At 64.5% G+C, this 17,155-nt stretch carries 18 protein-coding genes; 9 read left to right on the top strand and 9 right to left on the bottom strand.

Going from position 1 to position 17,155, the window contains the following annotated elements; all coding sequences use genetic code 11:
* Nucleotides 1-6: 6 nt before the first annotated feature.
* A complete protein-coding gene (locus BcanWU425_RS16470; protein WP_204511583.1) occupies nucleotides 7-381 on the bottom strand; it encodes a His-rich protein BRANT in 375 nt (124 codons plus the stop codon).
* A 242-nt stretch (nucleotides 382-623) separates the two neighbouring features.
* On the opposite strand from BcanWU425_RS16470, the gene BcanWU425_RS16465 reads away from it, so the two are divergent.
* Nucleotides 624-1,166, top strand: a complete 543-nt coding sequence (locus tag BcanWU425_RS16465; RefSeq protein WP_085351154.1) for a tetratricopeptide repeat protein — start codon at nucleotides 624-626, stop codon at nucleotides 1,164-1,166.
* A gap of 110 nt (nucleotides 1,167-1,276) precedes the next feature.
* A complete protein-coding gene (locus BcanWU425_RS16460; RefSeq protein WP_231190704.1) occupies nucleotides 1,277-2,665 on the top strand; it encodes a serine hydrolase domain-containing protein in 1,389 nt (462 codons plus the stop codon).
* Here the strand turns inward: BcanWU425_RS16460 and BcanWU425_RS16455 are convergent.
* Nucleotides 2,652-4,217: a S10 family peptidase gene (locus BcanWU425_RS16455; RefSeq protein WP_204511585.1), complete on the bottom strand. Its 1,566-nt coding sequence runs from the start codon at nucleotides 4,215-4,217 to the stop codon at nucleotides 2,652-2,654. The genes BcanWU425_RS16460 and BcanWU425_RS16455 overlap by 14 nt on opposite strands.
* A 254-nt stretch (nucleotides 4,218-4,471) precedes the next feature.
* Between BcanWU425_RS16455 and BcanWU425_RS16450 the strand changes: the two genes are divergently transcribed.
* From BcanWU425_RS16450 to BcanWU425_RS16440, 3 genes are all read left to right on the top strand, one after another.
* Nucleotides 4,472-5,251, top strand: coding sequence for an NAD kinase (locus tag BcanWU425_RS16450; protein WP_085351151.1), 780 nt, complete (start codon nucleotides 4,472-4,474; stop codon nucleotides 5,249-5,251).
* Nucleotides 5,252-5,338: 87 nt separating this feature from the next.
* Nucleotides 5,339-5,884, top strand: coding sequence for a response regulator (locus BcanWU425_RS16445; RefSeq protein WP_007611745.1), 546 nt, complete (start codon nucleotides 5,339-5,341; stop codon nucleotides 5,882-5,884).
* 31 nt (nucleotides 5,885-5,915) lie between these two features.
* Complete coding sequence (locus BcanWU425_RS16440) at nucleotides 5,916-6,494, top strand: Hpt domain-containing protein (protein WP_018455380.1); 579 nt, start codon at nucleotides 5,916-5,918, stop codon at nucleotides 6,492-6,494.
* Nucleotides 6,495-6,616: 122 nt separating this feature from the next.
* Here BcanWU425_RS16440 and BcanWU425_RS16435 read toward each other — a convergent pair whose 3' ends face one another.
* The 4 genes from BcanWU425_RS16435 to folE form a co-directional block, all read right to left on the bottom strand.
* Nucleotides 6,617-7,792: a DUF2336 domain-containing protein gene (locus BcanWU425_RS16435; RefSeq protein ID WP_204511586.1), complete on the bottom strand. Its 1,176-nt coding sequence runs from the start codon at nucleotides 7,790-7,792 to the stop codon at nucleotides 6,617-6,619.
* Between the two features lie 206 nt (nucleotides 7,793-7,998).
* Nucleotides 7,999-9,033 carry a transglycosylase gene (locus BcanWU425_RS16430; protein WP_018455378.1) on the bottom strand — a complete coding sequence of 345 codons (1,035 nt, stop codon included), beginning with the start codon at nucleotides 9,031-9,033 and terminating at the stop codon, nucleotides 7,999-8,001.
* Nucleotides 9,034-9,164: 131 nt separating this feature from the next.
* Complete coding sequence (gene hisI / locus BcanWU425_RS16425) at nucleotides 9,165-9,587, bottom strand: phosphoribosyl-AMP cyclohydrolase (RefSeq protein WP_018455377.1); 423 nt, start codon at nucleotides 9,585-9,587, stop codon at nucleotides 9,165-9,167.
* Between the two features lie 27 nt (nucleotides 9,588-9,614).
* Nucleotides 9,615-10,307, bottom strand: a complete 693-nt coding sequence (folE, locus tag BcanWU425_RS16420; protein ID WP_007602630.1) for a GTP cyclohydrolase I FolE — start codon at nucleotides 10,305-10,307, stop codon at nucleotides 9,615-9,617.
* 231 nt (nucleotides 10,308-10,538) lie between these two features.
* Between folE and BcanWU425_RS16415 the strand changes: the two genes are divergently transcribed.
* Nucleotides 10,539-10,994, top strand: a complete 456-nt coding sequence (locus BcanWU425_RS16415) for an iron-sulfur cluster assembly scaffold protein (RefSeq protein WP_007602629.1) — start codon at nucleotides 10,539-10,541, stop codon at nucleotides 10,992-10,994.
* Between the two features lie 57 nt (nucleotides 10,995-11,051).
* Here the strand turns inward: BcanWU425_RS16415 and BcanWU425_RS16410 are convergent, their stop codons facing one another.
* Nucleotides 11,052-11,951, bottom strand: coding sequence for a COG3904 family protein (locus BcanWU425_RS16410; protein WP_204511587.1), 900 nt, complete (start codon nucleotides 11,949-11,951; stop codon nucleotides 11,052-11,054).
* Nucleotides 11,952-12,204: 253 nt separating this feature from the next.
* On the opposite strand from BcanWU425_RS16410, the gene yidD reads away from it, so the two are divergent.
* Nucleotides 12,205-12,543: a membrane protein insertion efficiency factor YidD gene (yidD, locus tag BcanWU425_RS16405; RefSeq protein ID WP_018455375.1), complete on the top strand. Its 339-nt coding sequence runs from the start codon at nucleotides 12,205-12,207 to the stop codon at nucleotides 12,541-12,543.
* 91 nt (nucleotides 12,544-12,634) lie between these two features.
* On the top strand, nucleotides 12,635-12,847 hold the full coding sequence (locus BcanWU425_RS16400) for a hypothetical protein (RefSeq protein ID WP_026232939.1): 213 nt from the start codon (nucleotides 12,635-12,637) through the stop codon (nucleotides 12,845-12,847).
* On the opposite strand, the gene BcanWU425_RS16395 is transcribed toward BcanWU425_RS16400, so the two are convergent.
* Entirely contained in the window at nucleotides 12,848-14,062 is a 1,215-nt protein-coding gene (locus BcanWU425_RS16395; RefSeq protein WP_204511588.1) for a hypothetical protein, read from the bottom strand.
* Nucleotides 14,063-14,064: 2 nt separating this feature from the next.
* On the bottom strand, nucleotides 14,065-15,432 hold the full coding sequence (locus BcanWU425_RS16390; protein WP_018455372.1) for an APC family permease: 1,368 nt from the start codon (nucleotides 15,430-15,432) through the stop codon (nucleotides 14,065-14,067).
* Nucleotides 15,433-15,760: 328 nt separating this feature from the next.
* Here BcanWU425_RS16390 and BcanWU425_RS16385 point away from each other — a divergent pair, with 328 nt between their 5' ends.
* Nucleotides 15,761-17,101 (top strand): alpha/beta hydrolase, encoded by a 1,341-nt coding sequence (locus BcanWU425_RS16385; RefSeq protein WP_204511589.1) that lies wholly within the window; start codon nucleotides 15,761-15,763, stop codon nucleotides 17,099-17,101.
* Nucleotides 17,102-17,155: the final 54 nt, after the last annotated feature.

Genomic DNA, 17,155 nt, shown 5'->3' with positions numbered 1-17,155 from the left:
CAGTCGTTAGCTGCGCTTCTCCATCGTCGCCGGCTTGGTGACGTCCGGCTGCGTCTTCAGCGACTTCTTCGCTGACAGATGCTTGTGGTGGTGGCGATGCTTGCGCACGGTCTTGTGCTCGTCCGGTGTGACGGCGGCGTTGGCGTTCATCGCCTTCGACTTGGTGTCCACCTTGGCATCGGCCTTGACGTCCGAAGCCTTGACATCCGAAGCCTTGGCGTTGGTCTTGAGGCCGGCATCGGGTTTCGCGGCGGTGGTCGACACCTTGGTCTGGCTCTGGTCTGCCTTGATCACCGGCGTGGTCGTGGTGGTCTCGGCTGCGAAGGCCGGGGCTGCGATCACGGAGGCTGCGAGCAAGGCTGCGGAAATGGTCTTCAACATGGTTGGTCTCCTCTTGGAAGGATCTTGAGGCGGGCGCCCTCTCGCCAACCCTTTGATCGTAGGTTGGAGCCTAGGAGGCTCGCACTGAACCCAATCTGAAGCCCACAGCAGGCTCCCGTTCATCTGGATGACAAGTTTGTCATCCGCCCTAGGCCAGGATGCCGGGAATGTTTTTGCCTGATGGGTGTTCCGGTCTTTGGGCAATCGTGTAGGATCGCCACGTTCCATACCGGAGAACTTATATGCGCAAACTCTCAATGCTTCTTGTGCCGGGACTTGTCGCCGTGTCGTTGGCAGCGGCTCCGGTGCTGACCAGCGCCTATGCCGCCGGCAGCGATGAGCCCTCCTCGCCACCGAAATCCGACACTTCGACCAAGAAGGGCAAGAAGAAGAGCTCCTCGGTCAGCGATCCGAAATTCCTTGCTGCCTATCGCACCGCCTACACCACGATCTATGACAATCACGACTACACCGGCGCGATCGGCCAGCTGAAGTCGCTCAAGCGCGACGACGTCGCCGACGTCGCCAATCTGATCGGCTACTCCTATCGCAAGCTCGGCGACTACCAGTCGTCGAAGGTCTATTACGAGCTCGCGCTGAAGGACGATCCCAACCACGTCCGCACCTGGCAGTACTATGGCCTCTGGCAGCTCGAGCAGGGCAACCGCGAACAGGCGCAGTATCACCTGAACAAGCTCGCCTCGCTCGCCGGCACCGACAGCTCCGAATATCGCTCGCTCGCCGCGGCACTCGACAAGCCGACCGGGGCGACTCTCGTCTATTAAGAACATCGCATCTCCGGATGGGACGAACGGGCACAACCGTAGGGTTGTGCCCGTTCTGCGTTCTCGGTTAGCCTCTCGCATCAAACACTCTCCTGGTAAATCGGTGCGCAATGGACAAGTGGCTGCGATCCGCGATCGACTACATCGGCTCCTGGATCGAATTCCAGCACACCACAATCCAGCAGCCGGGCGTCATGGTCGCCTTCGTCCATCGCGGCGAGGTGGTTGCCGAGCATGCGTTCGGCCTCGCCAATCTCGACACCGGCGAGAAGCTCACCCCGCGCCACCGCTTCCGCATCGCCTCGCACTCGAAGAGCTTCACCTCGGCCGGCGTCATGAAGCTGCGCGAGCAGCGCAAGCTCCGGCTCGACGATTCCATCGGCCAACATGTCGCCGGCCTGCATCCGCGCGTCGCCGAAACGACGATTGCGCAAGTGCTCTCGCACAGCGCGGGACTGACGCGCGACGGCGCCGATTCCGGCCAGTTCATCGACAGCCGTCCCTATCTCGACGCGAACGAGCTGCTCGCGGAATTGAAGCGGCCGACCGTAATCGAGCCGGGCACACGCTTCAAATATTCCAATCACGGCTTTGGGCTGATCGGTCTCGTCATCGAGGCCGTGACGAAGGAGCCCTACCCGGTCTGGATCAAGCGCGAGATCATCGAACCTGCGGGCCTGCGCGAGATCGAGCCGGACGCGCCGCTTCCCAAGGGCGCGTCGTTCGCGCGCGGCCACACTCGCAAGCTGCCGTACGGAGAGCGATGCGTGATCCCCGGCGACAATCCCGCGCACGCGATGGCCTCCGCCGCCGGCTTCATCGCGACCGCCGCCGATACCGCCCGCTTCTACGCGCAGCTCGCGCCCAATGCGAAAAAGAGCGTGCTATCGGTCGCAAGCCGCCGCGAGATGACGCGAAACCATTGGCGCGTGCCGCAAAGCTTCGAGGCCTATTACGGCCTCGGCGTCAACGCCGGCAAAACCGACGGCTGGGATTGGTTGGGCCATGGCGGCGGCTTTCAAGGTTACATCTCCAGGACCTGCTCCATCCCCGCTTGCGAGCTCGCGATCAGCATCCTCAGCAACTCCATCGACGGCGCGGCCCCGTTCTGGATGGACGGCGCGATGCAGATCCTGCGCGTCTTCCAGTCCCGTGGTGCACCCGACCGCCGCGTGCGCGACTGGACCGGCCGTTGGTGGACGATCTGGGGCGCGAACGACCTCGTGCCGGTCGGCAACCGCGTGCTGGTCGCCAATCCCCAGTTCAACAACCCGTTCATGGACGCCGCCGAGATCGAGGTCACCGGCCGCGACACCGGCAAGCTCGCCTGGGCCGCCGGCTACTCCAGCCACGGCGAGCCGGTCCGCCGCGTCCGCGACAAGCGCGGCAAGGTCAGTTACGTCTGGATCGCGGGCGCCAATATCAAGCCTGCGGCCGTCGTAGCCCGCGAGATCGCGCGGCGATACAAGCCGCGCAAGCGACGGGCTACTCCCGAATGAGCGTCTCGACCTCGCTTCGAAGGGCCTGCCGCGAGCCGTCGCGCGAATAGAACATGTGGCCGCCGGGATAGACCACGAACTTGACCCGCTGCGTTGCGAAGGCCGGCAACTGGTCGAGCACCCGCTTCGATCCGAAATAGGGGGTGGCGAGATCGAACAGGCCGTGCGCGACCAGCACGTTCAGCTTCGCATCCGTGGCAAGGATCTGTCGCAGCTCGGAGACTGATTGCGGCGGATTGATGCCGCGGCCGAAATCCCAATGACCCTCGACGGCGCCGTTCAACACCTCGTAGGAGCCATCGGGCCGCCAGTTGAGCTTGTGTGTCAGCAGGTCAACCGCCGCACTCGTCAGCGGCGCCTGCAGCGCATCGCCGGAGGGATCACCGAACCGCGAGCTGCTCGAATCCGGATAGGGATCAAGGCCGCGTACCGAGCCATCGTAGCGCCCCGTCACCTTGCCGTTCTTGCGGTCGAATTCGCGGCGGAATTCGCCGACGTCGAAGCGGCCGGCAAGCCGACGGCTCACCGCCTGGTCGATGCCGGTGAGCTCGGCGACCTTGTCGGCAAGACGATTGGTGGCCTCCTTGTCCGCCTCGCCCTTGACGAGGTCGGCCAGGAATTCGCCGCGCGCGTAAGCCTCGACGTCGGCGAGATCGGCGCGCTTGACCGGGCCTTTCGCCGCGCGCGCCACCGCCACATAGCTCGGCAGCGTCGCGACATATTGCAGGAGGCTGGTGCCGGTGAATTCGCGGAAGTCCAGGAGCGGCGACACCAGGATCAATCCCCTGACGCCGACGCCGTGCTGGAACTGCAACTGGCGCACCACCTTCGGCCCGCGAATGCCGCCATAGCTTTCGCCGGCGACGTATTTCGGCGAGGTCAGCCGCTCGTGCTTCTCGAGCCAGCGGCGGATCACCAACGCGATCGAATTGACGTCGCCGTCGACGGAGTAGAACGACTTGCGCGCGTCTTCGCCGGTCGCGACGAAGCGGCTGTAGCCGGTGCTGACGGGGTCGATGAAGACGAGATCGGTGAAATCGAGCCAGGTCTCCGCGTTCGGCTTCACCTCGGGCGAGGCGGACGGCGACAGCGCTTCGCCATCGAGCGGCAGCCGCCACGGCCCGGCCGCGCCGAACTGGAGCCATGCCGAAGACGCACCGGGACCGCCGTTGAACAGGAAGGTCACGGGGCGCGTCGCACGGTCGGCGCCGTCGAGCTCGTAAGATGTATAGGCGATATCGGCCAGCGGCTCGCCCTTGCCGTCGAACACGCGGATCGATCCAGCGGTCGCGGCGAAATTGAGCGTGCGGCTGGGAAGATCGAGCGTCTGCTTCGTGGTCGAATCCGACGGAAGACGGTGCGGCTCGGCGGATGGCGATGCATTCTGCGACGCGCTTTGTGCGCCGCCGCGCCCGCCCTTCTGTCCGGCTGGCGCTGCCGCCTCGGCGCGCGGCTGCGGCGGATCGTCGGCGCGCGCCAATCCTGCGAGCGCGAATGCCGATACCGCCAGCACCAGGGTCGCACGGCGGAGCACCGGCATATTCATATTCATGGTCGTTCTCCCTGCCCGGCGACGACCACCGGTGCGGACCGCAAGGCTAGCGCGGAATTGCGACGGTTTGGGGATCATGGCTCCGGCGGCGCCTGAAGAGCCCGGTGGGCCACAAATCGACCCGGTTTCATCCTCAAATCGGAATGGGCAGTTGCCGGACTGCTGTGAAGGGTGGTCATCCTCGACAATCGGGGTCGAGATCGTTAGACGAGCCCGGCGGAACTTTCTCGAGCCAGCGGCCCTGCCCGGAAACCATGACCAAGCCAGCGCGATACGACCGGATCGCCTTCGTCGCCAGCCCGAGCAGCGAGGCGCAAGCCGCCTTCGGCCAGCTCACCAGGGACTTCGGCAATTGCGATCCGAAGGACGCCGACATCGTGGTCGCACTCGGCGGCGACGGGCTCATGCTTCAGACGCTGCATCAGCACATGCATACGGGCAAGCCGATCTACGGCATGCACCGCGGCACCGTCGGCTTCCTGATGAACGAGTACTCGACCGTCGATCTTCGAGCCCGCCTCGAGGCCGCGCAGGAATCAGAAATCCACCCCCTCCTGATGCGCGCGACCGATGCCAACGACCGCGTCCACCTGCATCACGCCATCAACGAGGTCGCCCTGTTCCGGCAGACCTACCAGGCCGCGCGCCTGCGGATCCTGATCGACGAGCGCGAGCGCATGTCCGAGCTGATCGCCGACGGCATCATGGTGGCAACGCCAGCCGGCTCGACCGCCTACAATCTGTCCGCCCAAGGACCGATCCTGCCGATCAACGCCGCGCTGCTGGCGCTGACGCCGATCAGCGCCTTCCGCCCACGACGCTGGCGCGGCGCGCTGCTGCCGAACACGGCTTATGTCGTGATTGAGGTGCTGGAGGGCGACAAGCGCCCCGTGGCGGCGGTCGCCGACCACGACGAGGTGCGCGATGTTCGCCGCGTCGAGGTGCTGTCCGACAAGACCATCTCGATGCGCATGCTGTTCGACCCCGGTCACAGCCTGGAAGAGCGCATTCTGCGCGAACAGTTCGGCTCCTGAGCCGCCCGCCGGACTGCCGATCGCAACCCTTCATTAACCCCCGGCGAGATATGGTTAACGAAAGTTGACCACTTCGGCCCGGGCTCCATGTTCCGCATCGATTTCAACAAGCTGCGTTTCCTCGTCTGCGACGACAATCCGCACATGCGTCGCATCCTGCGGACGCTGCTGCATTCCTTTGGCGCGCGTGAAGTCTACGAGGCCGAGGACGGGGCCACGGCGCTGGAAATGTACAGCCATTACGTGCCCGACATCGTCATCACCGACTGGGCGATGCCGATCTTCGATGGGCTCGAGCTGGCGCAGATGATCCGGCAGCCGGAATCCAAGGGCAATCCCTACGCGCCGATCATCATGCTGACCGGCCATTCCGAGAAGCGCCGCGTCACGGTGGCGCGCGATGCCGGCGTCACCGAATTTCTGGCCAAGCCGATCTCGGCCAAGGGGCTCTACCAGCGCATCCTCAACGTGGTCGCCAGTCCCCGCCCCTTCATCAAGACCAAGACCTATTTCGGCCCGGACCGCCGCCGCAACATCAACTCAGCCTATATGGGCCCCGAGCGCCGCGTCGGCGAAAAGCACGAGGTGCTGCAGCAGCCCTCGCTGCTCGACAAGGCCCGCTCCTCCATCTAGCGCAACGTCTCTCACGATCGAGGCCGATATCATGGCGAAGAACAGCGCAAGAGACATCGAGATCACGGCCTTCGCCACGCATCAAATCATCACGCAGCCCAACCCGCTGAGGTCGGTCCTGCGCCGCGTCGAAGACAAAGACATGGACGATCCGATCGGCCGCGCCGAACAGGCGCTCGCGGGCCTTGCTGGCGAGTTCAAGGACTGGATGGCGACCGAGATCAACCGGCTGTCGGCCGCCTACGTCGCCATCCGGCACGACGGCTTCAGCAAGGACAGGCGCGACGAGTTGTTTCGCGCCGCGCACGACATCAAGGGCGATGCCGCGACTTTCGGCTATCCGGCGGCGGCGGGCGTAGCCGAGAGCCTGTGCCGCGTCATCGAGCACGCGCCCGATCTCGAAAAGGTACCGGCCGAGCTGTTCACGCACCACATCAACGCCATCCTTGCCATCGTGCACGAGAACACCAAGCTCGACAGCATCAGCGTCTCCGCCGAACTCAGCCGGCGCCTGCGCAAGGTCGCCGATGACTATCTCGCCGACGCCAACCGCGATCGCCCCGAGCATCTCGAGGTGATCCTGGCACCGAGTATCGCGCCGGCGGGGTAGCTTCGCCGTTCGCGAGGTGTTGTAGGGTGGGCAAAGCGAAGCGTGCCCACCAATCGACATGAATTGTGCGGAGAGACGGTGGGCACGGCGCAATGCGCCTTTTGCCCACCCTACACGTCTCGTTACGCCGCAATCAGATCGTCATAGACCGGATCAACCGTCTCGTCCGCGACCAGCTCGTCGCAGAACAGCCTTGCCTCTTCGCGCGCGGATTCGGTGGCGAAGCGGCGGAGCAGGACCATCAGCGGCTCGGTCGCGCCGCGGTCGGTCTCGCAATGGGTGAGCACGCGCTCGACCATGCGGCGGCGCAGCCTTGCTGCATTGTCGTCGCTGTCGACGAAGCCCTGCTCGTGGCAGGCATCGAGCGCGACCTGGAAGGCTGCAAACGTCGCCTCGGGAAGCCCGGCGCGGCGGAGCAGCGCGTGCAGGCTGTTGCCGCCGCGATCGTGCAGCAGCGCGGACACGCGCGCCAGCGGCAGCTCGGCGAGCTCAGCCAGCGCCGCATCGAACAGGTCGAGATTGCTCGACAGCAGCGCGCGCAGAATGAGACCCGCGGTGAGCTGGCCGGTGATGCGCAGGTGCCGAACAAGCCCTTCCATGTCTTCGCCGCGCGAGCGCGCCGCAATGTTCATGGTGGAGCGGTCGCGCGCCTCGGTCGCGATGCGCTCGGCGCGGTCGGCAGTCAGCCAGTTCCGGGCTACGACGAATTGGGCCAGCGTCTCCGAGAGTTTGGCCACCAGCGCGGCGCGCGTGGCAGACGGCAGATCCTCCAGCACCAGCATCGCCTCGCGGATCGCGGCGAGATGGCCGTGACGCTCGACGATGCGATCCCAGGAGAAGGGCGCAAGCTCGGCATGAGGATTTTCGATCAGCTCGAGCGCTGCCGCCGCGCAGCCGACTTCGGCAATGGCGGCGCAGACCGATACCGGCAGCGCGATGCGGCGGGCGACCGCGCACTGCACCTCGTCGTTGCCGGTCGCGACGATGTCGACGAGATCGGCGTCGATCAGCAGCGGAGAATGTTCGAGCACGGGCAGCGCGACGGTCGGCTGGTCCGCCGACAGCGCCCGCACGATCGACGCCGGTGCCTCGGTACTGCGCGCAAACGCCTCGGCCATCGCCTGCCGCACCAGCGGCGAGGGATCGTCAAGCAGCATCAGAAGCGCGCCTTCAGCGGCAATACGGTCGTCATGGGAAAGGTCTGAGATCAGCCAGGCCCGGGCCAGCGCCCGCGTCGCCTCGGCCCGCTCGCCGGCGGGCGCCGTCCTGATCCAATTGATGAACTGCCGAACAATCATGGTGCTTCCGGCTTACGCAACGAAGACGAAGCGGTGACGGCTTGTCACCTGCAACACAAAATAAACCACGACGCTTAATAAAGCGTTCACCATAACTGGCTGGTTTTATTGACGTTTTGTTAAGGGAACAAAGGCGGCCCGTTCACGCACCGGGCCCTGCGCAGCAGCGTTCCCGCTGCGACGTGTCCGAGACACGGGAGTGCGTATTAGCTTGAGAACGTGCCGCTGCGATCGCTGAACAGATCAAGCGGCTGGGGCGGCCGGACGTCAGGCGTCCCCGATGCGGCCGAGGTCGCGGGTGCGACCGAAGTGAGCGAGGCATTGTTGCCCCACAATTTCTGCACGGTCGTCGAGACCGGCTGGGTGGTGTCGCCGGGCTGATAGATCGAGCGAAACACCGGCGTGATCGGTGTATTGTCCGCGGCCGTCGTTGGCACTGTCGCGCTGACCGGCATCACCGCGCGTGTGTTCGGAAAGGTCTGGAGATACGCGGCATTGTCGATCAGCGGCGCGGCAGGCTGTACGCCGTTGGCGCTCGCGACCTGCGTGGTCGACGTGCCGCCATACATCGCCATCGCGCTGCGGGTGGTTTTCGAATTTGCCGCGCCGGCGTAGCGTGCATCCAGCACGGAATAGACCTCGGAGATGCTGCGCGCGCGGCCGTCCTTGGCGTAGAAGATCGAGCGATTGGCGGACGCCGCGTTAGGAAACAACCGCGCGCCAACCGCTTGCGGATTGTCCTCGGCATTGGCGATCAGTTTCGCGGCGCCGCCGACGCCCATGAAATGCGCCATGTAGAGTTCGCTGTCGGACGGCCTGCGGCCGAGCAGGCCGGTGAGCTTGAAGCTGTTCGACTGCGTCAGCGCAGCCGCCATGCTGGAGGCGGCCTCCGGATCGTCGCGCAGCTTCATGATCGACCGCTTCATCGCGGGATCATCGACGGTGTAGGTGCCCGACGACGTCCTGGTGATGGCGTCCGAATAGTTGCCATAGCCGAGCTGGGTGCCCGCTTCCTTCACCGTGCCAAGCCAGGTCTGGTCGATGAACTGGTAGAGCCCGTGCGCGGATGACGTAGTCGCCCCCGCCGTGGGATCGAAATCCGATTCCATCTTGGCGGTGGTCAGCATGTACTGGAAGCTGACGCCACCTACGTTCGAGGCCTGCTTGATCGCACTGGCGACGCGTGCCCGCGACGGATCAAGGACCGCCGCCTGTGAGACACTGGAATTGTCGACCGACATGATGAAGTGCCCGCCCGCATGGCGTTGAGGCGCGCCGGCAATTCGACGCCCTGTCGTCTCACCGTGGGACAGATATGGTTAATGCGGGGTAAATTCGGGCCGCCAGCGCCGCCCTCCGCATGACGGCAGGACTACTTCTTGTACACCGCGTCCGGATCGAACAGCCTGTCCGCATCGACAAAGACGAGCCTGGCGCCGCCGTCTTCGGCCTCGACCTTGCGGTAGAAGCAGGACCGGCGGCCGGTGTGACACGCAGCGCCGATCTGCTCGACGCGCAGCCAGACCGCATCCTGATCGCAATCGGTGCGGATCTCGAGCACGCGCTGGGTCTGACCTGAGGTCTCACCTTTTCGCCACAAGGCATTGCGCGAGCGGCTGAAGTACCAGGCTTCGCCGGTCGCGATGGTCTTGCGCAGCGCCTCGTCATTCATGTGCGCGACCATCAGCACGTCGCCGGTGGAAAATTCGGTCGCGACGACCGTGACGAGCCCGGCCGCATCGAATCTCGGAAGGAAGGCGAGACCTTCCTCGGTTTCATGGGAGTGAGCGGACACAACGCCCTCGCCGGTCTATTCGCGAGGTCAGCGCTGCAGGCCTCGCACCAGGGACAGAAAACGCGCCTGTTCCGCCGGATTGTCGCGGAACATGCCGGTGAAGCGGCTGGTGAAGGTGGAGGCACCATGCTTGGCGACGCCGCGCACCGACATGCAGGTATGCTCGGCCTCGATCAGCACGGCAACGCCGCGCGGCTTGAGGATCTCGTCGATCGCTGCCGCGATCTGCGCGGTCATGTGCTCCTGGGTCTGGAGCCGGCGGGCGAAGATGTCGGTGAGGCGCGCAAGCTTCGACAGGCCGACCACGCGTTCCACCGGCGTATAGGCAATGTGCGCCTTGCCGTAGAACGGCATCATGTGATGCTCGCATTGAGAGGTGAACTCGATGTCGCGCACAAGGACGAAGTCGTCATAGCCGGCGGTCTCGCCGAAGGTGCGATCGAGCACCTCGGCCGGGCACTGGTGGTAGCCCTGATAGAGTTCGTCGAAAGCCTCGACCACGCGGCGCGGCGTGTCGAGCAGTCCCTCGCGGTTGGTGTTCTCGCCGATATAGGCAAGCAGCGTCTTCACCGCCTGCTCGGCCTCGGCGCGCGCCGGGCGCGGCTGGTCGGCGCGGACGGCGGCTGCAAGGAATTCGGAAGGATCGAGCTCCGCCGGACGGCTCTCGGGCTGCCGATCGGAGGGCTTGTTGGGGCGGATGGATTTGATGGTAGCGTCCATGTCGACTCCGTTCGACGGCCTTGCGGCCGGAGTGTCACCGGCAGACGGGGCGGCGAGCCGCCGGACGCCTGAGAGAACAGTTTCGGCGAAAAGGTCTTCAAATTATAACGCCGGCAGCACGGTTCTGGATCACACCATCGCTGCGGCGCTGGACTGTTTTTCCGCCAGTTCCGACCTTATATAGGGCCGTGGACGGCGCACGCCAAGGCCGGTCCTGCTGGACTCCATCACATGCTGAACGACATTTATAACAAGCGGATCATCGAACTGGCCGGGAATATTCCGCGGCTCGGGCGGTTGCCGGATCCCGATGCCACTGCCACCGCCCATTCCAAGCTGTGCGGGTCGACCGTCAAGGTCGACCTCAAGATGGAGGGCGAGAAGGTCACTGACTTCGCCCATGACGTGAAGGCCTGCGCGCTGGGACAAGCTTCTTCCTCCATCATGGCAAGTCAGATCGTCGGATCGACTGCGAGCGAACTCCGTGAGTTACGCGAAACTGTTCGCAAGATGCTGAAGGAGAACGGCGCGCCTCCTGAAGGCAAATGGGAAGAGATCAAGTTCCTCGAGCCGGTCCGCGACTACAAGGCGCGCCACGCCTCGACGCTCCTGACCTTCGATGCCGTGGTCGATGCCATCGGCCAGATCGAGGCGAAGGCGAAGCAGCCGGCTGCGGCGCAAGGCTGATTCCGGAGGCTGATCCGGGCTCGTCGCTCGACCCGGAAATAGATCAGAGATTCGAGGCTACTTCTGCGACGCCGCAACCGGCGTGGCCACGCCGCCCGTGGGCACTAGGGCTTCCGCCGTCTTGGTCGACTTCGCAGGCTGCTCCGGTTCCGCACCGAACCTCGCCTGGGTCTTCGGTGCAAGCTCCGCCATTGCCGGCGCGGAGATGTCGACATGCGGCAGCACGTCGGCCACGAGATCCGTCGTCACGAGATTGGTCAGCTTGAGCTCGCCTGCATCGAGCTGATGCAGATCTTCCCAGGGCGGGACGCTGAGCGCGAGCGACAGCAGATCGCCGGCACCGCCCATGTCGAACGTGTATTTGGCAAGCCGGCCGATGTCGCGCTCCACGATCATCAGGTCCTGCGCGCTGTAGCTCGCCGCCTTGGCATCGTCGGCGCGATCGCCCATCCAGATCTGGTGAACCCGGACATGGGCCGCTTCCGGCACGTAGCGCTTCTTGCCCGCCAACAGCAGGAACACGCACATGGATTCGCAATAGGCCTCCGGCGCGACTGCCGGACGGGCCGACTGCCCGCCGCGGTTCTGAACGCTAACGCCGACCGTGGTCAGAAGTCCGAGATTGCGGAAGCGCCGGCCGAGCGTGATCGCGTCGTTGACGGAACCGCCGCTGGAATCCAGCACCACGGTGGCGCCGCCGAGCTGGCGCCCGCGGGAAAACTCTTCGAAGTCCCGGGGCGTATCGGCGGTGATGATGCCGACTGCACTGACCCAACCGCGGCAATTCGGTTCGCAGGCGACCCAATTGAACTTCATCGGCAGCTTGCGCTCTTCGAGGGCAGCACCGGCCCGGGCAGACGACCCGAGCATCGCGACGGCGCCAGCCAGCACGACTCCACAAGCGGCGATTCCTACCAGCAACCAGCCGCGAAGATTGAGCGCCTTCAGAAGTTTCAAACTGGTCCCTTCCCCAAGTCCCAAGCCTTAGCCCAAGCCTTACGGCGAGCCGACTCAGCCAAGCCCCGTTCCGACATTCCAATGAGTCTCACATGGACGTCACAAAAATGGTATCCGGGGGAATACAGCTCGTCCATAGGCATTTGCTGCACTGCTCCCAAAAAGCACGCAAAATATGACGTACAAACAACAGCTTACAGTTCCCTGCACCGGAACCGCGCAAAACCTCGCCCACGATCTCAGCAAAGCGCCCATGAAGCAATCAGCCCGCGAGCCCTGTTCCAATCCCGTCGCGGGCGCGCTCCGGCTTCCACGCAGATTCGCCCGCGCGCTGATCTGGCTCTACCGCCACACGCTCTCGCCGCTGGTTGGCTACAATTGCCGGCACCTGCCGACCTGCTCCACCTATGGCGACGAGGCAATCGAACGGTTCGGGCTGTGGGCCGGCGGCTGGATGACGCTCGCACGCCTGCTCCGTTGCAACCCTTTCGGCACCTCGGGCATCGACAACGTGCCCCTCACCGCACCACAGGGCGCGCGCTGGTACTTGCCTTGGCGCTACGGCCGCTGGCGCGGCGTCAACGCATCCTGAGCATGATGCGGCGCCTCAGGTGTCGCTACCTTGAGTGGAACCGAAACTCTCTCCTCGCGTTGCTGTGATGCTCCCGCGGGAGGAAACAACAATGCGCTGGAAAATCAGCCCTCATTTTCACGTCAGACTTGGACCGGATTCCCGGGGTGGTTCGCGAGGCCACGATCCCAGAACCCTCGACATGCTCGCCATCATCGCCCTGCTGCTGCTCGTGGTCGGCTCCGGCTGGTATCTGGAGACGAGTCTTGCCACGCCGCCTAGCACAACGGCGTTCATCGTGCCGAGCCAGAGCGTGCACTGGTAATTAGCGGGACCAGAAAAAGCGTCCGGGTGGCGGCGGGACCGGCTCAGGCGGACGTGGCCGCTTCGGACGCAGCGGTTTCGGCGATGGCTCGGCGGACGAGGTGGTCTCCGCCCCCGGCGCCGTCTCGCTTCCCGGCACCTTCACCGCCAGCAGCAAGTTCGACTCGTGCATCCGCCAGCGGTAGCCGACGCCGAAATCGATCGGCTGGGCGCGCGTGAACAGCGCGGCGTAGCGTTCCTGGTAGCGGCCGGGGAATTCGCCGATCGGTCCGAGATAGCGGCCGAACGGGAAGAACCGCCATTGCCGCGAATTGTAGCTCGAAAGCGGAATGCCGGAATCGTCCTGGACGATGGTCGCGCTGTTGGTGAGCAACCAGTCGCGCGCCACGGTGAAATTGCCGGAGTGCAGCAGATAGGACGCACTCTTGATCAGGCTGTTGCCGGGTCCGAGCGTCTCGCAGAACTTCAGGAATCCTGCCGCGCGTGCACCTGAATTGGAGAGATCGGTCGAGAAATAATACAGCGTGCGCGCCTCGCCGTCGGGGCCCGCAAAGGTGATGCGGGCGCCGCGCGTCGCGTTCGGTCCTGGATTGTCGTTGCCGACATGCACGCCGCCCCTGTCGTCGAGTGCGACCATCTCGACATTGCGGATGATCTTGCCGGAGCGAACGAGGAAGACGTAGAGGATCGGCAAGGTGCCGTTGACCTGGTTGGTGTGCAGGTCGACCTTCATTTGCTTGGTGATGAAGAAGGAAAAACTCAGGATCGAGCCGAGCGAGCGCTCGACATCATAGAGCGCGGCGCCGACCGAACTGCGCGGCAATCGCGTCAGGTCAGCCACTGCACCGACCGGCTCCAGCGCGCCAAGCACGTAAGTGCTGGCCTTGGGATAGAAGGCGTTGGCGTAGAGGAAGTCGGGGCCGCTGAACCAATAAAACATGGTCGGCTTGGTCGCCGCCAAATTGACGTCGGCCCAGTTGCGGATCTTCGCGAGCTGGCGCTCCTCGAGCTGGGCGAAGGCACTGTCGAAGAATCTCGCGTGGCGTTGCCAACCCGAGTCCTTTGTGAGCGGCACCAGCGGCGAATCCGCCGAAGGCTGCATGCCCGCGAGGAAGCGCGCGGTGCCGTCGAAGGTTGCCTCGGCAGCACGTGCGGACGAGACGGCCGCAGCCAGCAAGGCGAGAGCCACGGCCGCAATTCTCATGGGTCGAAACATGTCTATTCGCGATTGTGTGACGTGCCAGCGGCGACTGGCCGCCTGCGGAAAACAGCATAAATCAACAGGCCCGAGACCATGACGAGCATCCCCGATAGCGATTGCACCGGCCGCTCAGTCAATAAATAGTACATCATGAACGCGGTCACGAGCAGGAACACGAGCGGCGTGAACGGGTATCCCCAGGCACGATAGGGCCGCGGCAAATCGGGATCCGTGATGCGCAGCTTGATCACGCCGGCGACCGTGAAGAACGAGCAGAACAGCAGCGCGAACTGGATGAAGTCGAGCACGGCCTCGAAGCTGCGCGTGAACAGCAGCAAATTGGCGACGGCGAGCTGAAACAGGATGGCATAGGCCGGCGCGCCGCGCACCGATCTCCGCGAGAACACGCGCAGCGCCGGAATATCCTCCCCCATCGTCATCATCACGCGCGGGCCGATCCACATCATCGCGCTGATCGAGGAGATCAGGCCGAAACAGATCATCGCGCCGACGATCCGGCCGCCGAGATTGCCGAAGATCGCGCTGCCGGCGACGCTGGCGACGTCGAGCTGACCCGCGAGCGCGCCCACCGGCGTAGAATGGAGAAACACCGCATTCAGCGCGACGTACAGCACGAGCACGATCAGCGTGCCCGCGAGCAGCGCACGCGGCAGGTCCCGCTGCGGCATGTTCATCTCGCCGATGATGTAGGTCGCGGCATTCCAGCCCGAGAACGAATACATCACGAATACGAGCCCGATCGCGAAAGGCGCGCTGACGATATGCACGAGATCACCCGCCTGCGGCGTGAAGGCGATCGGCTGCGGCACGCCGACGATGAAGCCGGCGACCAGGAAGGCAACGATCAGCACGACCTTCAGGATGGTCGAGATCAACTGGAACGTCGAGGAATGCCTGACCCCTGTCAGTTGCACGAGCGAGACCAGCCACACCACGGCGATGGCAAGCGGGATCGGCGGCACATCGGGGACCACCGATTTGGCGTATTCGCCAAAGGCCATCGCGGCGAGCGCGACGGGTGCTGCAAAGCCAACCGTCGCCGACACCCAGCCGGCGAGAAAGCCGAAGGCGGGATGATAGGCTCGGCCGAGGAAATTGTATTCGCCGCTCGAGCGCGGAAACATCGCGCCGAGCTCGCTGTAGGAGAATACCCCGCATAGCGCAACGATCCCGCCGACCGTCCAAAGCAAGAGAATCGAGAAGCCCGAGGGAATGTCCTTGACCTGGAAGCCGAGGCTGGTGAAGACGCCGACCCCGATCATGTCGGCCACGACGATGGCGGTTGCGACCAGAACGGAGACCCCGGACCCGCTTCCGGTGAGCCGGCCGGTCCAGGGTGCAGTACCCGCATCTGATGCCGTCATCGCCGTCCTCAACCTCAGGCGTCACGCCTCGTGGGAAGCATCGTGCAGCTCGGTCCAGTCAATCCAAGCAGGGTTAACAAGGGTTAAATGAGGCGGGGCCAAATCGGTACTCCAGCACCATCAATGCACGAACGGGCAATAAAGCGTCGTAAACACCGGGACATCCCGTCTCCCTCCCCCACAATCGCGACACGATTGCGTGGTCCCTTTGAGCGTTCCGGATGTGGGGAAGTTTCTCCGGACACTTAACGTCGCCTAAACGCCCATCGGCTCAATTGCCTTAATGATTGCCGATGGACTTGTGGTCATGACTTGGGGTCATGGGTGAATGGTCGGGGCCGTTCCGAAACCGAGAGCTGACATCCGCGCCGACCGGACCACGTCCGGCGCACGCGGTCGTGCGCTTCGGACCGCTCTGATCTCAGCCTTGGTGCCGTTGTCGCTGACGCTGGTTCAATGCGGCAAGGCACCCAATCCGGCAGCACTCGCGGCGAACTCGCAGGCCAACGTCCAAGCCAACGTCCCAGCCAACGTCCAGGTCGTCGCGAAGACAAACCAGCTCGCAAGCAGCGACACGTTCGAGGATCGCTTCCCGGCCCCCCAGTTCAGGGAGCGCTTCCCATCCGCGAGCGAGGGTTTTCTGCAACGGCAGATGTCGGACTTCTCACCCAAGCGCGCCGTGCAGCCGCAGCCGGAGCAGGCGCCTTACAAGGTTGCTTCGCTCGCGCCGCAGGCCCCCTACCAGCGTCCGCCACGCGAGGACCTGACGACGCTCGTCAGCATGAAATCGTCAGCCTTCCCCTATTTCGGCAACAACCCTGCCTCCGACGCGCCATTCCTCAACATCTCCAAGGGCGACCGCCGCGGCCACCGCAGCTATTCCGGGCGCGTGTTCTGGCAGGACGAGACTTACAACGATAACCGCGTCCTGATGCACGTGCCCGAACATTTCGACGTGCGGAAGCCAGGCGTGATCGTGGTGTTCTTCCACGGCAATGGCGCGACGCTGGAGCGCGACGTGCGCGACCGCCAGCTGGTGCCGCAACAGATCACTGATTCCGGCGCCAACGCCATCCTGCTCGCACCGCAGATGGCGGTCGATGCCGCCGATTCCAGCGCAGGAAAATTCTGGCAGGCTGGCGGCCTCAAGCGCTTCATCGACGAGTCGGCGAACCATCTCGCCCGCCTCACCGGCGATCCCAACAGCGCCCGCGCCTTCGCCAACATGCCGATCGTGATCGTCGGCTACAGCGGCGGCTTCCTGCCGACGGCCTGGAGCCTCGAGGTTGGTGGCATCGGTGACCGTGTCCGCGGCGTCGTGTTGCTCGACGCCGTCTATGGCGAGATGGACAAGTTCGCCTCATGGATCGAGAGCCACCGCTCCGGCTTCTTCGTCAGCTCCTACACCCGCTACACCGCACGGCGCGACCGCGAACTGATGAGCACGCTGCGGCAGAAAGGCATAACCGTCTCCGAAGACATGGACGGCCCCTTGCGTCCGGGCAGCGTGGTGTTCGTCGAAACCGGGGACGGCATCACGCATCGTGACTATGTGACGCGAGCGTGGACGCGGGACCCGCTCAAGGACGTCCTCGTGAAGATGTCGGCGACGCCATCACTCGCGCTCACGCGCGTGGCCTCCACCAATCCATCCCCGTCGGGCCGGTAAGCCCGCGATATTGCGCCGTCGGTATTTTGGCTAGGTGGGCCTGTAACTGTCGCA

This window comes from Bradyrhizobium sp. WU425 (assembly GCF_021052305.1).
GTDB classification, from domain to species: Bacteria; Pseudomonadota; Alphaproteobacteria; order Rhizobiales; family Xanthobacteraceae; genus Bradyrhizobium; species Bradyrhizobium canariense_D.
The sequence above is the reverse complement of the archived record's forward strand: the minus strand, read 5'-3'. Positions and strand labels throughout refer to the sequence as shown.